The sequence below is a fragment of the Nocardia sp. NBC_01377 genome, assembly GCF_045040005.1.
Lineage (GTDB): Bacteria > Actinomycetota > Actinomycetes > Mycobacteriales > Mycobacteriaceae > Nocardia > Nocardia noduli.
Genome location: NZ_CP109566.1, coordinates 7,873,577 through 7,895,133 on the forward strand (window position 1 = coordinate 7,873,577; position 21,557 = coordinate 7,895,133).

Below are 21,557 nucleotides of genomic sequence, written 5' to 3' on the forward strand. Positions count from 1 at the left end.
CCAAACCGCCACACCCAGCACCTTCAGTGCCCACCCCCCACGCGACGTTCCTAACCCAGCACCATGTATACGAGCTGCCGCGCCCCTCCGGGGCTTGCCATCGAATGTGACGCTGCGCCAAAGACTATGAAAGTTTCCTTACGATAGTATCGTAACGGTCTTGGATGTGGTCTTCCTTGATTTTGCCGTTTAGAGCTTGTCGAAGAAAAACCATAAGATCTTTGGTATTTAGCGGAAGTATCAAGCCCTTTGTGCTCGCCAGCACTCTCTGCATATGTTCATAGTAACTCGGCTTTATTTCACCGCGAAATACGACAACAACAAATCTTCCCGCCGCCTCGGACATATAGTAGGAGAGTTGATGGAAGTCATCAGCATGGAGGTCTGTGTAGTTCTTGCACTCCCAGGTGATCTGGACGGCGTCGTATCGCGAACGTACCGATTCCCAGAATCCGCTAGTGGCTCGATTCGATGCAATCCAATCGCGTATCACTCGACCATTGTGATTTCTGACCCTCTCTTCGACATTTACGAGACTTCGAAAAAAGCAGAGCTTCAATACATCGCCAACGACTTCTTCGAAATCTGTCGCTCCAGGGGTTCCCAAAGGCAGTTCTTGCAACGTGGAAAGGGCCATTTCGACAGCGTCCGCATATTCGTTGGGATCGAACCCGCCGGGAAGATCTTCGATTATTCCGATCTTCCCAAAACCTTTCTTCCCGGAAAGATCGCGAACCAGGCGATCCTGGAGGTCCAGGGCGTCCCAGTAGCATCGGTGAATAACAATATCAGTCGTATTGGACACGGGAGGTGGGCTAGTGTCCATTGGCCCCAGGGCGCGAAACTTCACGGGCTTTCCATCGCTACGTATTCCAACGAAACCGATGTCATACAGAAGTCGAATGAATTTCTCGGGAGAAGAGTTCTCGTATATCCACGTACCGCAGAATCTAGATACCTCCGGGTCGTCAAGAAGCATCATGATCAATGACTCAACTCCGGCGAAAGTAAAAGCAGTTCCAAGGCCGTAAAAGCGAGAAAGTACTGTAGCGATGCGGGGGTAATTTTCCGAGTACTCGTCGCCCAGATCCTTAAATCGGTTGTCTGAGAAGCGTCGCCTTGCCTGCTGAACATCCTCAATCAAGATTCGCTCATGTCCTGCACCTTGCGCCGCTTCAACAGCATTGCTGGCATAGATTAGGACATCTCTTGGCCGCCGCTGGCAGTAGTCGAGCACGCTTCGCCACGCATCATCTGGCTGTTCAAAGAACGCCTGCCACGTACCGCCTTTCAGGTCGAATTTCGCCGTTAGATTCCTATTCAGGCGACGTTCGACCACTTCGAGCAGTTGACGCTCTGTCCATTCCATTCCTACAACGGCAGTTTCAATGCGGGATGACTCGGTGTCCAGTGCTCTAACGCGTTCGAAGATATTCTCTCTAAGAAATAGAATGGCGCGTGCTTTTGGAATCTGGGTAGATACTTCCTGACAGGCGTGCATGAAGGCTGTCAGATAGACGAGCCCTTCGTCGCTCCCCTCCCAATAGTCATCGATGCTATCAATTAGAACCGTTTGAGTGGTCAGTACATTGGACCACATCTTCTTGATTCCGTCGGCCACTTGCTTGGCTATTTTATTTTCGCGCAACCATCTTTCATCATCACCGTCCGCTAGTGCTCCGCTAATGCGCGATATCGCCTTAAGGCTACGCAGATCAAAATCCAAATCTGCAAAAGTATCCAACTCTTGCTGGACCTCGCTAGGGATAGAGGGGCGCGTAGGGTAGCTGTCCAGCCAGATTGAAACAATCTCAATTTGAATCGCCCGCCTAAAAGCGGTTACGAGCGATCGAAAAGGTCTCTGCTTTACATTCCGGAGCAGCTCTACTTCTTGTAGCGTTGACGAAGGGCTGAATATTTCTGGGACGATAACCCTGGTCTGGTCTCCATTGAGCGCACAGTACCTACGAATAGCTGTTTTTCCAGTACCGCGGCGGCCCACAAAGAACACTTTTCCGCTCTCCGGGTCGGCAGCAGCGGCAAGTGCTGGCGTGTGAACATAAATCGTGGGGTCATTCAGTGCCGCATCATACTCGGCAAAAGACTGTCCGATGTTGATGCGCTTTATTGCATCTTTTGGCAGTTTGAGAGATGTATCCTTTGGAACTTTGACAACTACTTGAAGACTAGCTTGGGCAGAACCTGAAGTTGCAATTTGAGGCGGATTACTCGATGCAGTGGCGGCTGACTGCTTTGTCCTCTTGTTTCTGCGCCTGACCATAGCCCTCCCTCTCGTCGCCACGCAGCACCTGTACGTCGCCTATCGCTGCTGAATGTCTTTGTCGGAGCAGACTTCACTTCCGTCACCTCCGAACGAGCAATCGTTGCACAGGGTTTCGATGATGGTGTCGATTTCTGAGAAGTTGCATCCTCTGATTGCCGCTGCACGCATCCCGTCACGAAGACTCGTCACTGACAGGCTTGCGCTTCTGTATGGAACAGGCTGCCGCTGAACCGGGTGTCCCAGACAGACAGGGAAGTGTATGGCCGACATCTCGCCCCGGTGAGTAGGGCGGTGTCTGCTCTGCGCGGACTGGCCGCATTCCGCTGCCCGGATGTCAGATCCTGGTGTGCCGCACTCAACCCCTGCGACCCGGTCGACGCTGGTCGATAGCTGCGCCCTCTTGGGTTACGGTGTGTCGTGCTGCGACACGCAAGCGACGGCAGCGGAGTTGCTCCAACTAAGTCCCAACTAAGTCTGGCGACGTCATCTTGAGTCGAACGTGCATTCGGTTGTCACGGATTGTTGAGAGCTTTCATATAGCCAGCTCAGATGCATTTTCATCACCCTCTTGATAGTTCAGAGTTGCTAGTGGTAGTCGTCACTTCTCGTAATGAAAAGGTCGGGGGTTCGATTCCCCCAGGCGGCTCAGATTTGCGATGCAAAACCGCAGGTAGAGGTCATTTTTGTCGTCAAATGTCTGTTTTGTGCAGTTCTGGTGATGACATAGTCATCGGATTGTGTTGACGGGACGCCTCGGATAGTCGGGTGTTGCCGAGTTGACCTGCGTGTTCGTCGGGGCGGCCTGGGTTGATTGATCCCCCGGGGGGTTCTTTCGTTCTGCGGTGTACGAGGGGGCGAACAGCGGCATCCCGACGCTGCGTGCTGATCGGGAGACGGTCTGTCCGGCGCCCGGAAATAGGTTTCGCGGTGAGACAGGGTGTGTCGCAATAGATGTTGCTCTGTTTCGGTCAGCTTCAAAGTCTCTATCCGATGTCGATGTCCCGCGCCGCCGGATCGTCGCTCGACTGGCTTGACAGCCTCTCGTGCAGCGAGTGCCGGCCATTTCACGATCTCTCGGACCTGTACGCGTCACCTACGCGTCCGCCGGAATGGTGACCGCGCGCACCATGGCAGGGCCACGAGCATTGCCGCGAGGTCGATCAGGAGGGGAATGGTTTCTTGGTCGGGCGGTCTTCTTGGGTGTCGTAGACGATGTCGGGCTGCACGCACGAAGGTCCCGCCTACGGCTTGACGCGGTCTGCGGTGCGTTGGAGCCGAAAGTCCTGTCTGCCGAAGTCGCTCAGAGTTGCGATGTCGTCATCACCGACGGGTCGCGGAGACGGCTGCCGCTGCTTTCAGGGTGCCGACTACCGTGACTGGAGACTCGAGGACCCCGCCGGACAAGCTGTCGAAGCCGGCCGGCCGATCCGCCACCGGGTTCGTACTCTCCGGTGGTGGGACGGCGTTCCCTCGCCGTCCCACCACTTCTCAGAAGACGGGGGCGGAGCACAACCAACACCCGGCGTCGTCTCGGAGACTATCAGTGAACAGGTGGCTGTGGGGGGTGGATCCCGGTGCCGCGCCATCTGTGCGCGTGCCCGCGAAAGACGCTGTGGCGCCGCGAGTTCACCGTGGATCGGTGGACAGGGCGGCGGCGAGTTCGGTGGCGGAGACCTGTGTGCCGTCGAGGAATATCGTGGGGGTGGATTGAACGCCGCCGGTGAGCACCTCCTGCGTGCGGGCGCGGGCGTAGTCGATGTAGCGATGGTCGGTGACGCAGCTGCCGAACGCGGGGTCGGTGTAGTCGGCGCCCGCGGCGATGGTGACCAGAGTGGTGTCGGGAAGTCCGTCACTGCCTTCGCGGGGCTGGTGGTCGTACATGGTCGCGAGCCACCGCTGGTATTTCGTCGGGTCGGATTCGGCGGCGCAATAGGAGGCGTTGGCGGCGCGGGAGGAGTATTCGCTCGTGGAGGCGCGATCGAGGAAGGCGATGATGTCGTAGTCGACGGTGGCTCTGCCGTTGGTCACCGCGTCCTCGAGCAGGGGGCCGTAGGTGTGTTCGAATTCCTTGCACGCCGGGCATTGCAGATCGGCGACGAGTCGAATCGTTCTGGGCGCACCGGGTTTTCCGATGCGGATGGCGCCTTGGTCGGTGAGGGAGCCGGTGACGCCGGTCGGGCCGCTGACGGCGGGTATCGACGGGGTCGCCGAGGGACGGTCGCGGTCGGCTCGCTTGACAGCGATATTGGCGCCGATCGCGGCGATGAGACCGACGAGAACGGCGGCGACCGCGATCTGGATCAGTGTGCGGCGGCGCTTTTCGGTCTTGTCGGCTGTCGCGAGTGGGTTCGTGGGTCGTCGATTCATTGTGTGTTGTCTCGTTCCATGAGTCGTGCGGGGAGCCCGCGGCGCCTGCGTGCCGCGGGCTCCCCTCGGGTCATCGTGCTCGTGCGACCGGTGTGTCGACCTCGCCGCCGCGACCGGCCGCTCGGCCGGCGGGAAGGTGGTAGACGTTGGATTCCGCCTCGATGCCGCGCCAGATCTCGACGAGCGTCTCGCGTGCTCGCGCGACTCTGGACCGGATGGTGCCGACCGGGCAGTCGGCGGCCTGGGCGGCTTCGGCGTAACTGAGCCCGAGGATCTGGGTGAGCACGAATGCCTCGCGGCGTTCCTCGGGCAGCCTGCGCAACAGGTCGGCGACCACCATGTCCTCGCTCACATCGCCGTCGTGGCGGTCGCGCCGCTGTTCGATCGCGGCCTCCCAATCCGCGCCGCGGGCGGTGCGGGGGCGGGCGGAGGCGTTGCGCAGGCGATCGATGACAGCGCGGCGCGCGATGGACAGCAACCATGTGCGGGCGGTGGAGCGGCCCGCGAAACGCGGAAGGCTGCCCATCGCCCGCAGATAGGTCTCCTGGGTGAGATCGTCGGCGGACTGGACATCGGTCAGGTGGGCGACGAACCGCCAGACATCGGCCTGGGTCGACCGGATGAATTCGGCCAGAGCGTTCCGGTCGCCCGCGCCCGCGGCCAATGCCAGCGCGGTCAGGTGGTCATCGGTGGACATCGGCATGTACCGGGACGATGGCCCGTGTCGTAGCCGGGACGGTCGTGGCGCTGCGTCGTCGCAGCACAGGGTAGAGCCAGTTCATATCGCATCTTCTGGTCGGGACGCGCGCGCACGCGGCATCGGTCTCGATGGCAGAGCGATCCCGGTGCGCGTCACGAGCCGGGCGCGCCTGCCGTTGTCGAACGCCCTCGGCCGGGGGCCGCGAGGACGGCGTCCGTCGACGGCACAGCGCGGCGCCCGAGCGGTGGACCGACGGAACAGCCGGAACAGCGATCGGGAGGTCAGGGTGCTGTGAGACGGACTCTTCGATGGGGGATGGCGCCAGGCGGTGGACCGCGCCGGGCCACGCAGTGCCGCAGAGCGTCGTGAACACGGGGACGTTCGCCGGTGGTCACGGTGCGGGCACGCGGTGGCGCGGTCGCCGTCGTCGGGTGTGGCGACAACAGCAGCAGCGGCAGGACGAATCTCGTGTAGAGGGTGTGCGCCAACGCGAAGGCGGTGCGCTCGCCCCACCACAGCCACACCCCGCACAGCGCGGCGGCGAGAACGTGCGCGGCGAGCATCGGCGCCGATCGCGTCTCGGTGATGTGCTCGGCCGACCCCGTGTGCGCGTGCGCACCGGCCCCGGGGTCGACGGTGAACCACCAGTGCAACAGCGCTTGACCACCGAGCAATCCGGCGGTGATCGAGAACAGGCCGCGTCGCCGATCCGTGATCGACCATGTCGTCGCGGCGATGAAGATCGTCGCGAGCGTCGAGGTGGACAGCGACACCGGATGCCCGGCCGTGACGGCGTGACCGGAGACCGACAGCAGTACGCACACGACCGCGAAAGCCGACGAACGCAGCACCCTCGCTGGTGGAGCTGCGCGCGGCGTGGTTCTCATCGTGCTTTCCATCGTCGGATCGGCCTCGGGCCGAACGGCGGCCATCGCGACGGTGTCGTCTCCCGGCTCCGCGCCGCTCATGTGAGCGGGGCCGATGACAGTATGGCGGATGGGCGCCGATGCCTCATCCATTCGGCCGAGCCGAGCCCGTCGCGGGGCGCGGTCAGCAATTCCGGAGCGGTATGCCGGGGCGCCCCCCGATAGGCCTGTGGTGCGGGGTGTGTTCCGGTGTGGGTGTTCCGGTGCCGAATCCACTGGCGGAAGCCTGATTCTCAGTGGTCGCGCGCGGACTGGTCGGTCATTCTTCGCGGTCGCGCCAGCGGATTCGTTCGTGTGCGGGCACGCTCGCCGTCTGGGTAGATGTGATTGTGGACACACTGGAGGCGCGGGCCTGGCGGCGTGGCGGTTTCGGTTGGTGCGGGGGCCTTTCGAGGCTCGAGCGGCGGGGACGCGCCGTGCTTCGAGATGTCGATCTCCGGTGGGTTGTCGACGTGTCGTACCCGATTGGTCGCGGTGGTGCGGCGCAGGGTTCCCGACCGGTGGCGCGGGCGGCATCGCGCGCCGGGGCACGGCGGGCGGTGGGTTGAGTACGCGGCGATGTGGACGCCATGCTGGACTCATGATCTCGAATCGCGGCCGCACGGTGTCCAGGGGCGTGTGCTGCGCCGCGGTGGCCGTCGTCGTGACCGTGTGCGGTGCGGGCGACCCGCGTGCGGCGCCCGTGCCCCCGCAGGTGGTGTGCTGGTCGTTGCGTGACGCGTTCGTCGCGGCCGGTCCGCCCGTGGGTCCGGGGGGCCGGGCGACCGGGGTCGTCGAGATCGAGAACGCGTGCGGGCGCGCCGTGACGGCCAGATTGCTGGCCGGGCGCACCGTGACCGGGGCCGACGGGATGGTCGGCTGGTCACCACGGGAATCGGAGGCGGGCGTACTTGTCCTGGACGGGAGCGAGGTGACCGTGGCCGCCGGGGGTACCGCACGGGTTTCGTTCACCTTCTCGGTCGCCGCCGACGCTGTGGCCGGGGACCATCCGCTGGCGGTCGCGGCCGTCGACGCCGACGGATCGCGACCGGCGGGGGCGGCGGTGGACACCTGGCGCCCGATCCCGCTTCGGGTGGCGGGAACGGTGCGGGCGGCGGTCGAGATCACCGATGTCGCGGGCGAATACCGGCCGGTGCGCGACCCGTTCGCGCCGGGATCGGCCGAGATCGGCTTCACGGTTACCAACACCGGCACCGTTACCGTGATGGGGCGCGTCGTCGCGGGTTTGTCCGGCCTCTACAGCACGCGGATACTGCCCGATCTCGCCACCGTGCCCACCGTCGTGCTGGTGCCCGGCGCCTCGTATACGGGCACGGTTCGGCTGAGCGGGGTGTGGCCCGGAGTGCGCTTCGATGCCCAGGTCGGTTTCCTGCCGACCGATATCGGCGGTGTGCCGGTGACTTTCGGTGAGCCCGGTGTGGTGGTCGCCGAGACGATGTGGGCGCTGCCGGTTCCCCAAGCGGCGCTGGTCGTCGCGGCAGGCTCGCTGTTGTTCGCCGCCGCGCTGGTGCGCCGTCGTCGCCATCTGCGGCGCGCGGGCGCCGAATCCGGCGTACCGGTGCGGCACATGTGACCGGTGCCACGGGAACCGGATGGCCGCTCGCGGCGACTACTGCGGTGACGGGCCGGGTGCGGTCCGCGGCACAGACATCGCAGAGGACGGCCACGCGACGTGATGACACGAAGCCTTTTCCGGCTCGCCATGTGCGGGCTGCTGTTCAGTGGCAGCGGGCTGCTCGGGGCCTGCGGCACGGCGACCGTCGGCGAGAACGATTCCGCCGCACCGGCCGCGGGCTACCCGGTCACCGTCGACAATTGCGGTTTCCAGCAGACCTTCCAGCGGCCGCCGCAGCGGGTGCTCATCCTGCAAGGCGCGTCCGTCGGCGAGGCGGAGACCTTCGTCTCGCTGGGACTCGAGTCCGCCGTCGCCGCCAATACCCAGTTCTACGGCGTCTCCGATATCCCGGGGATGGCGGACAAGGTCGCGGCCCTGCCCAAGGCCGGGCTGACACTGAACGACGCGGCCGACGTTCCCGCCGAACAGGCGCTGGCCCTGCGCCCGGACCTGGTGGTGTCGACCTGGTCGGGCGGATTCGATCCCAAATACGGCTTCGCGAGCCGGGACATGCTGCACCAGGCCGGGATTCGCACGCTGGTCAATCCGGTGAACTGCGCCTACGGCAAACCCCGCGACATCACCGCGGCGGAGGAGCGGACCTACCGTGACGGTTCCACCGAGTCGTCGCTGCGATTCGTGGAACTGATCGGCGAGGTGTTCGGGGTGCGCGACCGGGCATCCGCGCTGACGGACCAGCTGCGCGGGCGTATCGATGCCGTGCGCGGCAAGGTCGAGGGCAAACCGCCCAAACGGATGTTGATCGCGTTCCCCGATATGAGCGTGATGAACGCCAACGGTCTTCCCGCCGTGTTCTCCGGCAACATCTACGACTCGGTCGTCCGCGCGGCCGGAGGCGAGCCGAGCTTCCCGAACGGCGGCTGGGACCTCACCGGGAACCTCAGCGCGGAACAACTCGCCGCGGCCCAGGTCGACGTCCTCGTCGTCGGCGCGTACCGGCCGGGTGAGGATCTCGACGCGGAGGCCGCGAAACTGTTCGCCGCCTATCCGCAGTGGAACGCGTCGAAGAACAGGACCTACGTGAAAGTCTCCGATGGCATCTATCTCGGACCCGCCAACGCCGACGCGATCGAGAAGATCGCCAGAGTCGCCCACCCCTACGCCTTCTGAGCCCGCGCGCACCCGGTGGGCGGGGTCGGGGCGGTTCCGGCCCTCGATCGTGCTCGGCGTCGGCGTCGCGGCGGTCGTGCTGGCGTGTCTGGCCGGGGTCGCGCTGGGATCGGTCACGGTGCCGGTCGCGCAGGTGTGGGCCACGCTGCGATTCCACGTGTTCCACAGCGGAGCGGGCCCGGATGCCCTGTCGGGGATGATCGTCTGGCAGTTACGGGTCCCGCGCGTGCTGGCGGCGGTGCTCGTCGGAGCGGCGCTGTCGGTCGCGGGCGCGGTGCTGCAAGGCATGGTGCGCAATCCGCTGGCCGATCCGTTCGTGCTCGGGGTCTCCTCGGGCGCGGCGCTGGCGGCCGTCGCGGTGATGTCGTCGGCGTCGGCGCTGTGGATCCGCAACCTGGGCGTGCCGCTGGCCGCGTTCGCCGGGGCGGTGGCGGCGCTGCTGCTGGTGTTGTTGTTCGCCCATCACAACGGTGAATTCACCGGTCCCCGCATCGTCTTGGCCGGTGTCGGTGTCGGTCAGGTGGCCGCGGCGGCGACGAGCCTGATCCAGTTGCGCTCCGAACCCGCCGAGATCCGCGGCATCCTGTTCTGGATGATGGGCAGTGTGGCCGGCGTCGAACTGGGCGCGCTCGTCGTGCCCGCGGCGCTGGCCGCGGTATGCCTTGGCTGGCTGACCATGCAGGGGCGCGGGCTCAACGCGCTGTCGATGGGCGACGACGACGCCGTGGCGCTCGGTGTCGACGTGAACCGGTTGCGGGTGCGGTTGATCGTGATCGTCGCGGTGCTGACCGGGTTGTCGGTGAGTATCGCGGGCGGCGTCGGATTCGTCGGCCTGATCATCCCGCACATCGCCCGCTTCGTGATCGGCGCCGACTACCGGCGTCTGCTGCCCGCCGCGGCGCTGCTCGGCGCGGCGTTCCTGGTGCTGATCGATCTGGCGGCCCGCTCGATCGACATCCCGAACGAGTACCCGTTGACCATCTTCACCGCGGCGCTCGGCGGGCCGTTCTTCCTGTGGCTGCTCAAACGCAGCCGGTCGGGAGGGGCGGTATGAGATCGGATGCCTCGGTGCGGGTTTCGGGGTTGCGGGTCGAGATCGACGGGTCGACCATTCTCGACGATGTCGACATGAGCGCGGAACCGGGACGGATCACCGCGCTGGTCGGGCCGAACGGATCGGGGAAGTCGACGCTGCTGCGCGCGATCTACCGCGCGTGCAGGCCGAGTGCGGGCACCGCCAGCATCGGCGGGCGCGACGTGTGGCGCACTCCGGCCAAGCAGATGGCGAGGATGCGCGCCGTTGTGACTCAACATCACGGCGCCACGGCGGAATTCACGGTGGGCGAGATCGTCGCGATGGGCCGCTCACCGCACAAGAAGTACTTCCAGCCGGATTCGGCGCGTGATCGCGAGATCGTAGCGGCGGCGATGCGGCGGGTGGACGTGGACGGCTTCGCCGACCGGCCCTTCTCCGGACTGTCCGGCGGTGAGCGCCAGCGGGTGCTGCTGGCGCGGGCGCTGGCGCAGCAGGCCCCGGTGATCCTGCTCGACGAACCCACCAATCACCTCGACATCCATGCCCAATTGGCGCTGTTGCGGTTGCTCGGCGAACTCGACGCGACCATCGTGGTGGCGATGCACGACCTGAGCCAGGCGCTGGCCTACGCCGACCACGTGGTGGTCCTCGCGGGCGGTCGGGTGGTGGCGGCGGGCGACCCGGTCGCGACGCTCACCCCGGAGTTGCTGCGGAAGGTGTTCGGTGTGTCGGCGCTCATCATGGACAACCCGGTCACGGGTCGGCCACACGTAGTGATGGGGCTTGTGCCCGAACAGGATTCGGCCGCGGCGACCGTCGTGCGGTGAGGGCGGCGGCCCAGCCGGGATTCGGTGTCGCGGGAACCATTCGGCGGCGCGGCGCGACTTGTCCGGTGAGTCGGTGCGAGAGGGAGACCGACCCGATCTGAGGATGAGTATGTCTACTGGCGGCCACTGGTATCGCGGACGCAACCGCGGCGGGCGATCAGCGGGCAGCGATCGTTCGGCGAACGGCGACTGGCCGCGCGTCTCGGTCGTCGTTCCGGTGCTCAACGAGGCCCCGAATCTGCGGCAGGTACTGCCGACGATCCCGGACGACTACGAAGTCGTCGTGGTCGACGGCGGTTCCGCCGACGAATCGGTCGACGTGGTCGCGCGATTGCGTCCCGACGCTGTCGTCCTGCGGCAGACCAGGTGGGGCAAGGGCAACGCGCTCGGCTGCGGATTCGCCGCCGCCACCGGCGAAATCGTCGTCATGTTCGACGCGGACGGTTCGGCCGACGCCAGGGAGATCGACGCCTTCGTCGCCACCCTGCTGTCGGGCGCGGATTTCGCGAAGGGCACCCGATTCGCGGCGGGCGGCGGCAGCGCGGACATCACCGCCCTGCGCCGGGCCGGCAACAACGGCCTGACCCTGCTCGCGAATCGGCTGTTCGGCATGCATTTCACCGATCTGTGTTACGGCTACAACGCTTTTTGGCGTGATGTGCTGCCGCTGCTCGACCTGCCCGATCACCGGCCCGACGACGGGGCCTTCCGCTGGGGCGACGGTTTCGAGATCGAGACCGTCATCACCTGCCGCGCCGCGGCGGCCGGGCTGGTCATCCGGGAGGTGCCCAGCCACGAGAAACATCGCCTGCACGGACCAAGCAATCTCAGCGCCTGGCGGGACGGGCGGCGGGTGCTGCGGACTTTGCTGTACGAGTGGCGAGCTCGCGATCGCAGCATCCGACTGTCACCGGCGGCAACGCATTTCGCGCCCCGCCGCACGGAATCGCCGTGCGCGAGCGTGGATCGGAACGCGCGGGGGCTCGCCCCGGCGGCCGGGACCGACGCGGTCGAGGACGCGACGTGAGCGATGGCGAACCGACGGTCGGCGTGGTGATCTGCTGCTACACCGAACGCCGCTGGGATCTGCTGTCGGCGTGCGTTCGCGAGGTGAGCGCCCAGGCCGAGACCGAGGGAGCCGCGGTCGCGGTGGTGGTCGACCACAACGCCGCGCTGCGGGACCGGTGCGCGGCGGAGTTCCCCTCGGTCACCGTGGTCGAGAACCGCCACGAGCGCGGTCTGTCCGGGGCACGCAACACCGGTATCGAATCCCTGGACCGCGAGGTGCTGTTGTTCGTCGACGACGACGCGGTGCCGCGTGCGGGCTGGCTGGCCGCGATGCGCTCGGCATTCGCCGACCCGGATCTGCTCGCCGTCGGCGGCGAGGTCGTGGCGGTGTGGCCGGGTTCGCGCGACCGGCCGCGCTGGCTGCCACCCGAATTCGACTGGGCGATCGGCTGCGACTACGCGGGGATGGCTCCGTTCGGCGCCCAGATCCGCAATCCGATCGGGGCGAATATGGGGCTGCGGCGGCCGGTGGCCGTCGAGGCGGGCGCCTTCCGGTCGGTGCTCGGCAGGCGGGGCGGGGTGCCGAGCGGATGCGAGGAGACCGACCTGGCGATCCGTATGCGCGCGGTGGCGCCGTCGGGGGGGATACGGCGGATCCCCGGTGCGCCCGTCGACCACCACGTGTCCGCCGACCGCTGCACCGGCCGGTACCTGATCCGCCGCTGCTTCGCCGAGGGTGGCTCCAAGGCGACGCTGATGCGGCTCGAGGGCGCCGCGCGGGCGATGTCGGCGGAGGCCGATCACGCGCTGGTCGCCATCCCGCGCGCGGTGGGCCGGGAACTGTCGGCGTTCGCACGAGGCGACCGGGCCGCGCTGTCCCGGATCTGGTGGACGGTGGCCGGTCTCGTCGCCGCCGTCGCCGGGTGGTCGGACGGTCTGTTGCGGCGGGGCACGGTCTCGGCGACGACCGGGGCGAAGGGCGCACCCGAGGACGGCGCGCACGTGCCGGTGTGGTGTGTGGACCGGACGGCGGAACCGATGGAGGCGACGCGGCGAGTACCCGGCGACACCCTGCCCGGTCGTGTTCACGTGCTGGTGCGCGCGAACCATCGGCCCATCGGACAGGTGGACGTGGCGCTCGACCCGATGGGTGATGTCGCGGGACAGTTGCTCTCGGCCTGCGAAGGTCTGCGCGACGCCGCGCCCGCCCCCGCGCCGTCGTGGCCCGGCGGGACCACGACGGCGTCGGTGGTGGTGTGCAGTCTGGGCCGCGCCGACACCTTGCCCGCCGCCGTGCGGTCGGTGCTGTTCGATCAGACCCGCCGCGCGCACGAGGTGATCGTCGTCGACAACGACCCGGAATCAGGCCGTGTCGCGCGGGCATTGCGCGGTATCGCCGACCCCCGGCTGCGTATCGTCACCGAACCCCGCCGGGGTGTGTCCAGGGCGCGCAATGCGGGCATCGCCGCCGCGATCGGGCAGGTCGTCGCGTTCACCGACGACGACGTCGAGGCCGAGCCCGACTGGCTCGCGCGGGTGTGCGAGGTGTTCGACGCCGACACCGATGCCGAGATCGGCTGTGTCACAGGGCTGGTCGTGCCCGCCGACCTCGGCCTTGTCACCCATCGCTGGTTCGAGGAGAGCAGCGGATTCGAACGCGGCTACCGGCCGATGGTGTGGGAACCCGGCGGCGGGTCCGGTCTGTTGACCCGGCTGAGCCGGTACGAGCCGCATGTGGTGGCCGGGCGGCGCGGACCGGCGTATCCGGTCGCGGGCAGCGAGTTCGGTTCGGGCAACAACATGGTCCTGCGGCGCGAGTGGCTCGCGGCGGTGGGCGGATTCGACACCGTGCTCGGTACGGGTTCGCCCGCTCGCGGCGGTGAGGATCTGGACATGTTCCGCCGGATGATCCTCGGCGGCGCCGCGATCGTCTATCAGCCCGCCGCCATCGTTCGCCACCATCACCGGGCCACCATGCCCGCGTTGCGCAGACAGATGTACGACTACGGGGTCGGTATGTGCGCCAACGTGATCCGCTTCGCGGTCAGCGGTGGCCCGGCGCTGCTCGCGACGGCGGCGGTGCTGCCGGGCGGGCTGCGTCTGCTCCTGGACCCGGGTTCGGAGAAGAATCGCGACAAGAGCGCCGACTATCCCCGCGAACTGACCTACATCGAGCTCGCCGGCTACCTGACCGGACCGGTGCACCTGCTGCGCAGCCGTGTTCGTGAGGGCGGCCTGCGGAGACGCCGATGACGGCCCTCGCGGTCGCCGCATCCGGCACATCGGGCGGTCGCCGGGTAGCGGCCATCCCGTCGTGGGCGCCGGTCGCGGTCGCCGTCGTCGCCGCGTCGGCGACGGCCGCCGCGGTGGTCGACGCGGCGGGTCCGGTCCGCGTGGTGGCTGTCTTGGTGATGGTGTCCTTCGCGCCGGGCCTGCCCGTGGTCGCGTTGCTGGCGCTGCCGAGCCGGGCGATCACGATCATGCTCGGGGTGAGCGCGTCGTGGGCGAGCTGGCTGCTGTTGTCGCTGGGGCAGGTGGCCGGGGGATGGTGGGCCCCGGTGCCCTGCGCCGTGCTGGTCACCGCGGTTTCGGTGGTGGCCGCGTACGTCGCCGTCCGGTCCGGCCGGGTGAACGGCGCCCGCGCGGCGCGGGTTCGCGTGCCGGTCCGCCGATGGGATCGGTGGCGGGTCGCGGCGGTGGCGGCGCTCGTGGGCGCGGCCGTGCTCGGGTGGTGGGAGACCCGTGTCATCGACCTGGACGCCGCGGGGCCGTACGGGCTGATCGCGGTGGTCGGATGGCGGATGTTCGCCGCGCTGGCCGCGGTCGCGGTCGCCTTCGCGATCGCGGTGGGTCGCCGCAGGCTCGATCAGCCGGTCGCGGGCGCCGCCGTCGCGCTGCTGGTGTGCCTGCTGTATCAACTCGTCGGCGTCGCCGACGGCAGTCCGGTGGTGAGCACGGGGTTCGTGCACGTGGGCTTCATCGACTACATCGGCGCCGCGCACCGGCTGCCGCCCAGCCTGGACGCCAGATTCAGTTGGTCCGGATTCTTCGACGCGGCGGCGGTGCTCGTGGATCTGGCCGGTCTGCCCGACGCCGCGCCGTTGCTGCTGTGGGCGCCCGCGGTCCTCGCCGCCTTCGCGGCGCTGCCGGTCTTCACCATCGCGACGGTCGTGACCGGCGGCAGACGGCTCGCGTGGATCGCGATGGCGATCTACGTCTGCGGCAACTGGTTCCAGCAGGACTACTTCGCACCGCAGGCGGTGGTCTTCGTCATGCACTGCGCCATCGTGGCGACACTGCTGTGGATGGTGCGATCCGCGCCCATCCCGCGATTGGAAGGCACTCTCGGACAGCGGATCTCGACGGCGATCGTCCGGGTTCCCGGTCTTCCGCCCGGGATCGGCAGGATTCAGGCCCTGCTGCTGGAACTGCTGCTGTTGTTCATAGCCGCGGCGATGGTGGTCAGCCATCAGCTCACCCCCGTGCTGACGATCGCGACGCTGACCCTGATGGCGGCGGTGGGATGCCTGCGGCAGCGCTGTCTTCCCCTCGCGATGGGCGTGCTGTTCCTGCTGTGGCTCAGCTACGGCGCGCCGGACTACTGGACCGGCCACTTGCACGTGATCCTGGGAGATTTCGGCAAGGTGGGCTCCTCGCTGCAATCCGGTCTCGGTGACCGGTTCAGCGGCGCCGCACAGTATCGGCGGATGCAGGGCGTGCGGATCGCCTGGAGCGGAAGCCTTGCCGTGCTGGCGGGCTTCGGCTGGCTGCTGTACCGGCGCAAGCCGTCGGCGCCCGCCGTCGCCGCGGTTCTGCTCGCGCCGTTCACGCTCGTGGCGGCACAGAGCTACGGCGGGGAGATCGTGCTGCGCTGCTTCTACTACGCGCTGCCGGTGATGGCGCCGCTGGCGACGCTGGGCCTGTACCGGCTGTACCGCCGTCTCGGCGCGGCGGCCTTCCGGCGCGGCGCGCCCGTTCTCGTGCTCACGGTCGCGGTGTGGTGCGCGTCGGTGCTCGGTGTCACCACACGGGGACTCAACACCGCGTTCGAGCGGAATCCGGCCGACCTGGCCGCGGCGGCGCGCTCGCTGCTCGACTCGGTTCCCGATGGCACCACCCTGCTGCCCGCCAACGGTGAAGGGGTGCTGAAGCAGGGACGACTGACGACGGTGGTGTGGCCCCAGGGCGGGGTGTGCTCGGTGTGGACGCTCGACTGCGTCGAGTCGTTCGCGGCCGACTACATCCTGCTCAGCACCAGCCAGCAGGCGGCACTGGAATTGCAGTGGGGCGCACCGCACGGCTGGCTCTACGCCTTCGGCGACCAGTTGGTGGCCCAAGGACGCTATCGCGTCGTGCAGCGGACGCCGCACGCGCTCGTACTCGCCCGCACTCCAGGGAGGTGACAGATGTGGGGCTTGGTGATCGGACCCGGCGGCGCGGTGATGTTCGCGCTGGCCTTGGCGCTGTTGACGGTGTCGACCCTGCTGAGGGAACGGACGGTGTCGGCGAAGGGCAGCATCGACCGGTTGGCGACGTCGCGTCCGGTGCTGCACTCGCTGGTGGTCGTGGCCGTTGTGCTCGGCATCGCGGCGACGGTGGTCCGCATGGGCGTGATGACGTGAGGCGGGCACGCGGGTGGCGCTGGGGCGCGGTCGTCGTCTCGGTCGTCGTCTCGATCGGGGTCTGCCTGCTGGTGACGGGCATCGACGGCCGCGCGGGCGCGGCGGGGCCCTCCGGCGTCGCGGCGCCGCGCGGGGATCTCGACGGCTGGCGTCAGGTCTTCGTCGACGACTTCACCGGTCCCGATCTCACCGAATCGGATTGGGGCCGCTACAGCGGCGTCCCCGGCGGCGATCCGGACAGCTACTGGCTGCCCTCGCATACGGTCGTGCGCGACGGGATGCTGGTGCTGCGCGGCTATCAGGAGTTCGGCCGCATGGTGACCGGCGGCACCGGCATGTGGCCGCACCCGCGGCTGTACGGCAAGTGGGAGGTCCGGGTCCGCGCCGATCCCAGCGACGCGGTGACTTTCCACCTGCTGCTGTGGCCGCAGAACGAGACCTGGCCGCCGGAAATCGATTTCGCGGAGAGTTTCGGTGGCCGCCGCGACTACCTCGACGCCTTCGTGCACTGGACCGACGAGCGAGGCCGTGCGCAGAAGTCCAAGCAGGTGCTCGAGGGTGATTTCACCCGGTGGCACACCCTAGGCGTCGAATGGCTGCCCGGCGAGATCCGCTACACCGTGGACGGGCGGGTGTGGGCCACCGAGACCGGCGATCGAGTTCCCTCGGTGCCGATGTGGCTGGGCATCCAGGCGCAGGCGGGCGGGTGCCGCAAGGCACTGGAGGACGGCGCGCCGCCGTGTCCGTGGGTCGGCACTCCCGAGTCCACCGAGGTCCAGGTGGACTGGGTCAGCGTGTACGAACCGGAGCGGCGGCGATGAGGGCGGCGACGATCGAGCACTTGGTCTGCCCGTACACCGGCGGTCCGCTCGTCCTCGACACGGTGGCCGCCCGTTCCGGCGACGACATCGACTACGGGCTGGTGCGCGGGGAGAGCTTCGAGTTCCCGATCGTGGCGGGCGTGCTGCTGCTCGGGCTCGGCAAGGGGTACGGCGGACACGAGGAGGCGCTCGCGCCGTACGTGCCGATCCAGGCTGCCGCCGTGGACTACCTGCGCCGCGGCGATGTCGAGGGGCTGTTGCGGTGGCTGCGCGCGCACAGTCCGCTCGTCCACCGACTCGCGATCGGCGGCTTCGACGACTACGAGCATTTCGCGGTCGAGTCGCACATCCGTTCGGCGCGGCTCGAAGCCGCGGCGCTGGCCGCCGACGCCGACTACGGCGTCCTGGGCGACATCGGCGTCCGCCGACGCCTGGCCAGGGCGCTTCCGGCGCCCGTCGCGGCGCGGGCGCATCGGCGCCTGGCGGTCGTGCGCGCCCGCGCGGCCGCCGCCCGTGCGCGCCGGTCGCCGAACACGGTCCTCGACGGCAGTTTCTATGCTCAGCGGTTCTATTCGCCACGCGCCGCGGCCACCGCGTTGCAGGTGGCGCGCTTGCCGATCGGGTCGCGGGTGCTGTCGCTGTGCGGCGGGCACGGGATGTTCGAGAACCTTCTCGCCCGTTCCGGCCGGATACCCGAACACCTCGTGTGCCTGGACGGCCAGTTGATCAACCTGCTCGCGGTCAAGCGATTCGTGACCGCCGAGATCGATGCGATCTGTTCGGATGCCCAGTTCCACCTGCCGTTCCGGGACGGCTCGTTCGACGCCGTGTTCTCCTCCACCTGTCTGCCCGAGATCCCGGCGCAGGCCCACTTCATCCGCGAGTCGATCCGCGTGACGGACGCGGCGGGGTGGACCATGTTCGACTCGATGTGGGCGCTCGACAGCGGCGTGCTGCGCTGCGACCCCTACCGCCCCTACCGCTACCTCCAGAACTTCCTCCCGCGCGTGCGCGACTACCGCGCCGTCATCGACCGGTTCGCGGGCGCGCGCACCGCGGGGTACGCGATCTCGCGCCGTCCGGCCGATCTGCTCGACGGCCCGAGATGGGCTTTCGAGGACGAGCGGATCATCGCCGAACTGTCCGATCCGGTCGATACCGAACTGAACGCGCTCGTGATCGACCGCGAGCGGTTCCCCGGCTTCGTGGACGCGGACCACTCCGCGCTGGCCGGTGCGCTCTCGCCGAGTCCGGCCTACCGTGTCGAGCGCGGCCCCGACGCGGGGGCACGGCTGCGGCGCCGACCCGAATTCGATGTTCTCAGCCCAGTTTTCGCGTCGTCCGACTTCGCGGGGTTACCGGGGAGCGTCGAACTCGGCGCGACCGACGGCCACACACGGCGACTCGAACTGTTCGCCGCGGGAGCGCTGGCGGCGTTGCCGATCGGCTACCGCCGCGAACAGCGCGACGACCACGCCGGACCACACGGGCAGGGTCTACCCGTCACGCGCTGAAAGCCCCGTCCCTCCACAGCGCGAATGGGCCGCAAGGCCCGCTCCGTCTGCCGTGCCGACTCCGGCGGGCAGTGACAGAAATGAGAGAAACATGAGGACACCGATGTCGCGCTCGTACCCCCGATCCCGCGCCCGACTCGCCGCGGCGGGTCTCGCCGTCGCCTTGGCGGCCACCCTCGGCGGCGGTGTCGCCGCCGCGGCGGTGGACAACACCGATATCGTGGTGGATGCCAAGTCGAGGACCATCACCGCCATCCAGGCCGACACCTTCGTGCGCGGTCTCGCGCCGCTGGACCGCAATCCGCTCACCCGGCAGTGGCAGCACAACGGCAAAGCGGAATTCACGGTGACCGGTGACAAGGCCGACGAGTTCACCGGCACGATCAAGATCGGGTACCTGGTCGGCTATCCCGCCACCCTCACCGGCAAGATCAAATTGAGCTATTCGACCCCGTCGTTCGGCTTCAACGTCGACAGCGGCGTGTCCAGTCTCGGGTTCAACGGCAGCCTCATCCCTACCCTGAGCGGTGAGCTCGAGGTCGGATTCGGTCCGGGCGTGAAGCAGGTCGAGGTCGCCAGCGGAAAGATCGGCGGCGCACAGGGATACATCAGCATCGTGAACTTCTTCGGGACCGTGACCGGCGTCGTCGGCCCGGCCACGATCCAGCCCTATGTGACGGTGGTCAGCGACTCCGGTGACACTGTCACCACCTTCGGGCGCGTCTGGGATATCTGAGAAGCCTCGGCGGCGCGGGTCACCCGCGCCGCCGCAGGATCTCCGCGCCGATCCGCTCGGCCAGCCGCCACGACACCGGTCCGTCCCGGACCACATCCATATGCCCGCCGTCGACGGGCATCACCGCGATGTCGCCGAGCACTCGGCGCCAGCCCGGCACGTGGTGGGCGGTCTGATCGGTGACCACCGCTAGCACCGGGCAGGGCCGCGGCCGGAGCCGGTGCCGGTTCTGCACGCGCAGCCCTATCTCGTAGAACAACTCCTGCTGGCGTCCGAGGGGCCTGCGCACCAGTCCCGCGGTGAGCATGGCCGCGTACAGGTCGATCCGGTGCGGAAGCGAGCCGCTCCTGGCGGTGACCGCCCCGCCGGGCGCCCGCGTCGGTTCACCCAGCATCCGGGCGGTGGCCAGCGGCAGCGGCGCGTCCAGCAGGACCACCAGCGCGATATCCTCGCCGTCGCGGCGCAATCGCTCGGCGATCTCGAGTGCGGCGACCCCGCCCATCGAATGCCCCAGCAGCAGATAGGGACCGCGCGGCTGAACCGAGCGGATCGCGCGCACCGCGTAGCGCACCAGCGACCGCATCCGGTAGTGCGCGGGGCCGCGGTGTTCCAGGCCGCGTTGACAGATCACCTCCAAGACGATGCCGTCGGGCAGGCGGCCCGCCAGCGGCACGAACGACCACGGACTCCCGCCGGAACCGGGCAGGCAGAAAACCGTGGTCGTGGCGTTGGTGCTGTCGCGTCCGATGCGGGTCGTCACGGGGGCGCGGCCGGTGAAGGCGCGCCGCCCCTGCCGTTCGAGGCGTTCGGCCAACTCCGCCACGGTTGCCGCGGTGGCCAGGTCGGCCACCGTCAGCCGCAGCCCGAAACGCTGTTCCAGCCGGTCGCGCAGTTCCACGATCTGTAACGAGGTCCCGCCCAGATCGGTGAAGGTGTCCTCGACGCCGATGGTGTCGACGCCGAGCAGTTCTCGCCATACCTCGAGTACGGCCTCGGTCGCGGCCTGTCGTGTCCGCGCGCTCATCGTGTCCTCAGAATTCTCGCGTAGCAGCGGGGAAAGGTCTTCAGCAGCACAGTCGCGGCGACCGTGCGCAGGTGACCCGCGCCCGCGAGCGCGACCAGGTCCGCGCGGCCCAGCATCCGGCCCGCGGCGCGGATGGCGCGTGCGGCGTCCGGATCGGGCGCCGCGCGCATGGCCAGATGCGCCAGCGGGAATACGGCTTCGCGGGCGGTGAACTCGGCCGCGGCGGCCCGGGTGGGCGCGGCGCCCGCGGCGCGCAGACGCGACAGCGCCCGTTCGGGCAGCGCCAGCAGTTCGAAACTCGCCGGGTCGAAGATCCGTGACGCGGAACCGCCGCGGCGGTGGTAGCGGTAGGGCGCCTCGGCCACCAGGGCGACGGTGCGCGCGGAACAGGCCAGCGCGATCATCGCGGCCAAGTCCTCGTAGCGGCGCACCTCGTCCCACGGCCGCGCCGGGAGCAGCGCGCGGCGGAACAGCTTCGTCGGCGCGTAGGCGCGTGCGCGTCCGTCCAGGAGCATGCCCGCGTATTCGAGGCCGGTCACCGCCGCCCGGTCCGGCGGCGGTTCGTCGATGCCGTCCACCTCGCCGGTCTCGCAGGCCAGACTGGTCCGGCACACCGCGAAATCGTGTTCTCCCAGCGCGTCCAGCAGGATACGCAACGCGTCGGGGTCGACCGTGTCGTCGGCGTCGACGAACCACACCAGTGGCGCGGTCGCCGCCGCCAGGCCGCGGTTGCGGGCCGCGCCAGGACCCCGCCGGTGCGCGTGGGTGATCAACGTCCCCGCCAGCCCCGCGGCGGTGATCGCCGCGAGGGCGAGGGGGCCGCTGCGGTCGCCGGAGTGGTCGTCCACCACGATCACCCGGTCCGGGCGCGGGGTCAGACGTGCCAGCGAGGCGACACAGTCGATGATGTGATCGGCGGCGTCGGATACCGGGATGATCACGTCCA

Annotated in this window: 17 protein-coding genes; 11 read left to right on the top strand and 6 right to left on the bottom strand. The window is 68.0% G+C overall.

Translation table 11 applies throughout. The annotated features are described in order from the left end of the window. Positions 1-124: 124 nt before the first annotated feature. From OG225_RS36240 to OG225_RS36255, 4 genes are all read right to left on the bottom strand, one after another. On the bottom strand, positions 125-2,281 hold the full coding sequence (locus tag OG225_RS36240) for a P-loop ATPase, Sll1717 family (protein WP_405179221.1): 2,157 nt from the start codon (positions 2,279-2,281) through the stop codon (positions 125-127). Between the two features lie 1,629 nt (positions 2,282-3,910). Then, entirely contained in the window at positions 3,911-4,651 is a 741-nt protein-coding gene (locus OG225_RS36245) for a DsbA family protein (RefSeq protein WP_405179222.1), read from the bottom strand. A 70-nt stretch (positions 4,652-4,721) separates the two neighbouring features. Beyond that, positions 4,722-5,354, bottom strand: a complete 633-nt coding sequence (locus OG225_RS36250; protein ID WP_405179223.1) for a sigma-70 family RNA polymerase sigma factor — start codon at positions 5,352-5,354, stop codon at positions 4,722-4,724. Positions 5,355-5,632: 278 nt separating this feature from the next. Further along, a complete protein-coding gene (locus tag OG225_RS36255) occupies positions 5,633-6,370 on the bottom strand; it encodes a hypothetical protein (protein ID WP_405179224.1) in 738 nt (245 codons plus the stop codon). 487 nt (positions 6,371-6,857) lie between these two features. On the opposite strand from OG225_RS36255, the gene OG225_RS36260 reads away from it, so the two are divergent. The 11 genes from OG225_RS36260 (at position 6,858) to OG225_RS36310 (ending at position 19,587) form a co-directional block, all read left to right on the top strand. Continuing rightward, complete coding sequence (locus tag OG225_RS36260; protein ID WP_405179225.1) at positions 6,858-7,850, top strand: hypothetical protein; 993 nt, start codon at positions 6,858-6,860, stop codon at positions 7,848-7,850. Between the two features lie 102 nt (positions 7,851-7,952). Then, on the top strand, positions 7,953-9,023 hold the full coding sequence (locus tag OG225_RS36265) for an ABC transporter substrate-binding protein (RefSeq protein ID WP_405183486.1): 1,071 nt from the start codon (positions 7,953-7,955) through the stop codon (positions 9,021-9,023). 49 nt (positions 9,024-9,072) lie between these two features. Further along, positions 9,073-10,077 (top strand): FecCD family ABC transporter permease, encoded by a 1,005-nt coding sequence (locus OG225_RS36270; protein ID WP_405179226.1) that lies wholly within the window; start codon positions 9,073-9,075, stop codon positions 10,075-10,077. After that, positions 10,074-10,886 (top strand): ABC transporter ATP-binding protein, encoded by an 813-nt coding sequence (locus tag OG225_RS36275; protein ID WP_405179227.1) that lies wholly within the window; start codon positions 10,074-10,076, stop codon positions 10,884-10,886. Before OG225_RS36270 ends, OG225_RS36275 begins: the two co-directional genes overlap by 4 nt. A gap of 109 nt (positions 10,887-10,995) precedes the next feature. Beyond that, the gene (locus tag OG225_RS36280; protein ID WP_405179228.1) at positions 10,996-11,913 is read left to right on the top strand and encodes a glycosyltransferase family 2 protein; all 918 of its coding nucleotides are present in this window, start codon (positions 10,996-10,998) and stop codon (positions 11,911-11,913) included. Then, positions 11,910-14,147 carry a glycosyltransferase family 2 protein gene (locus OG225_RS36285; protein ID WP_405179229.1) on the top strand — a complete coding sequence of 746 codons (2,238 nt, stop codon included), beginning with the start codon at positions 11,910-11,912 and terminating at the stop codon, positions 14,145-14,147. Before OG225_RS36280 ends, OG225_RS36285 begins: the two co-directional genes overlap by 4 nt. After that, entirely contained in the window at positions 14,144-16,297 is a 2,154-nt protein-coding gene (locus tag OG225_RS36290) for a hypothetical protein (RefSeq protein ID WP_405179230.1), read from the top strand. Before OG225_RS36285 ends, OG225_RS36290 begins: the two co-directional genes overlap by 4 nt. 3 nt (positions 16,298-16,300) lie before the next feature. After that, a complete protein-coding gene (locus tag OG225_RS36295; RefSeq protein WP_405179231.1) occupies positions 16,301-16,516 on the top strand; it encodes a hypothetical protein in 216 nt (71 codons plus the stop codon). Further along, positions 16,513-17,337, top strand: coding sequence for a family 16 glycosylhydrolase (locus OG225_RS36300; RefSeq protein ID WP_405179232.1), 825 nt, complete (start codon positions 16,513-16,515; stop codon positions 17,335-17,337). The genes OG225_RS36295 and OG225_RS36300 overlap by 4 nt, the downstream gene beginning before the upstream one ends. Beyond that, a complete protein-coding gene (locus OG225_RS36305; RefSeq protein WP_405179233.1) occupies positions 17,334-18,851 on the top strand; it encodes a class I SAM-dependent methyltransferase in 1,518 nt (505 codons plus the stop codon). The genes OG225_RS36300 and OG225_RS36305 overlap by 4 nt, the downstream gene beginning before the upstream one ends. A 103-nt stretch (positions 18,852-18,954) precedes the next feature. Next, a complete protein-coding gene (locus OG225_RS36310) occupies positions 18,955-19,587 on the top strand; it encodes an MspA family porin (protein WP_405179234.1) in 633 nt (210 codons plus the stop codon). Between the two features lie 19 nt (positions 19,588-19,606). Here OG225_RS36310 and OG225_RS36315 read toward each other — a convergent pair whose 3' ends face one another. Together OG225_RS36315 and OG225_RS36320 are read right to left on the bottom strand one after the other, a co-directional pair. Then, positions 19,607-20,611, bottom strand: coding sequence for an alpha/beta fold hydrolase (locus OG225_RS36315; RefSeq protein ID WP_405179235.1), 1,005 nt, complete (start codon positions 20,609-20,611; stop codon positions 19,607-19,609). After that, positions 20,608-21,552, bottom strand: coding sequence for a glycosyltransferase family 2 protein (locus OG225_RS36320; RefSeq protein WP_405179236.1), 945 nt, complete (start codon positions 21,550-21,552; stop codon positions 20,608-20,610). Before OG225_RS36320 ends, OG225_RS36315 begins: the two co-directional genes overlap by 4 nt. Positions 21,553-21,557 lie beyond the last annotated feature (5 nt).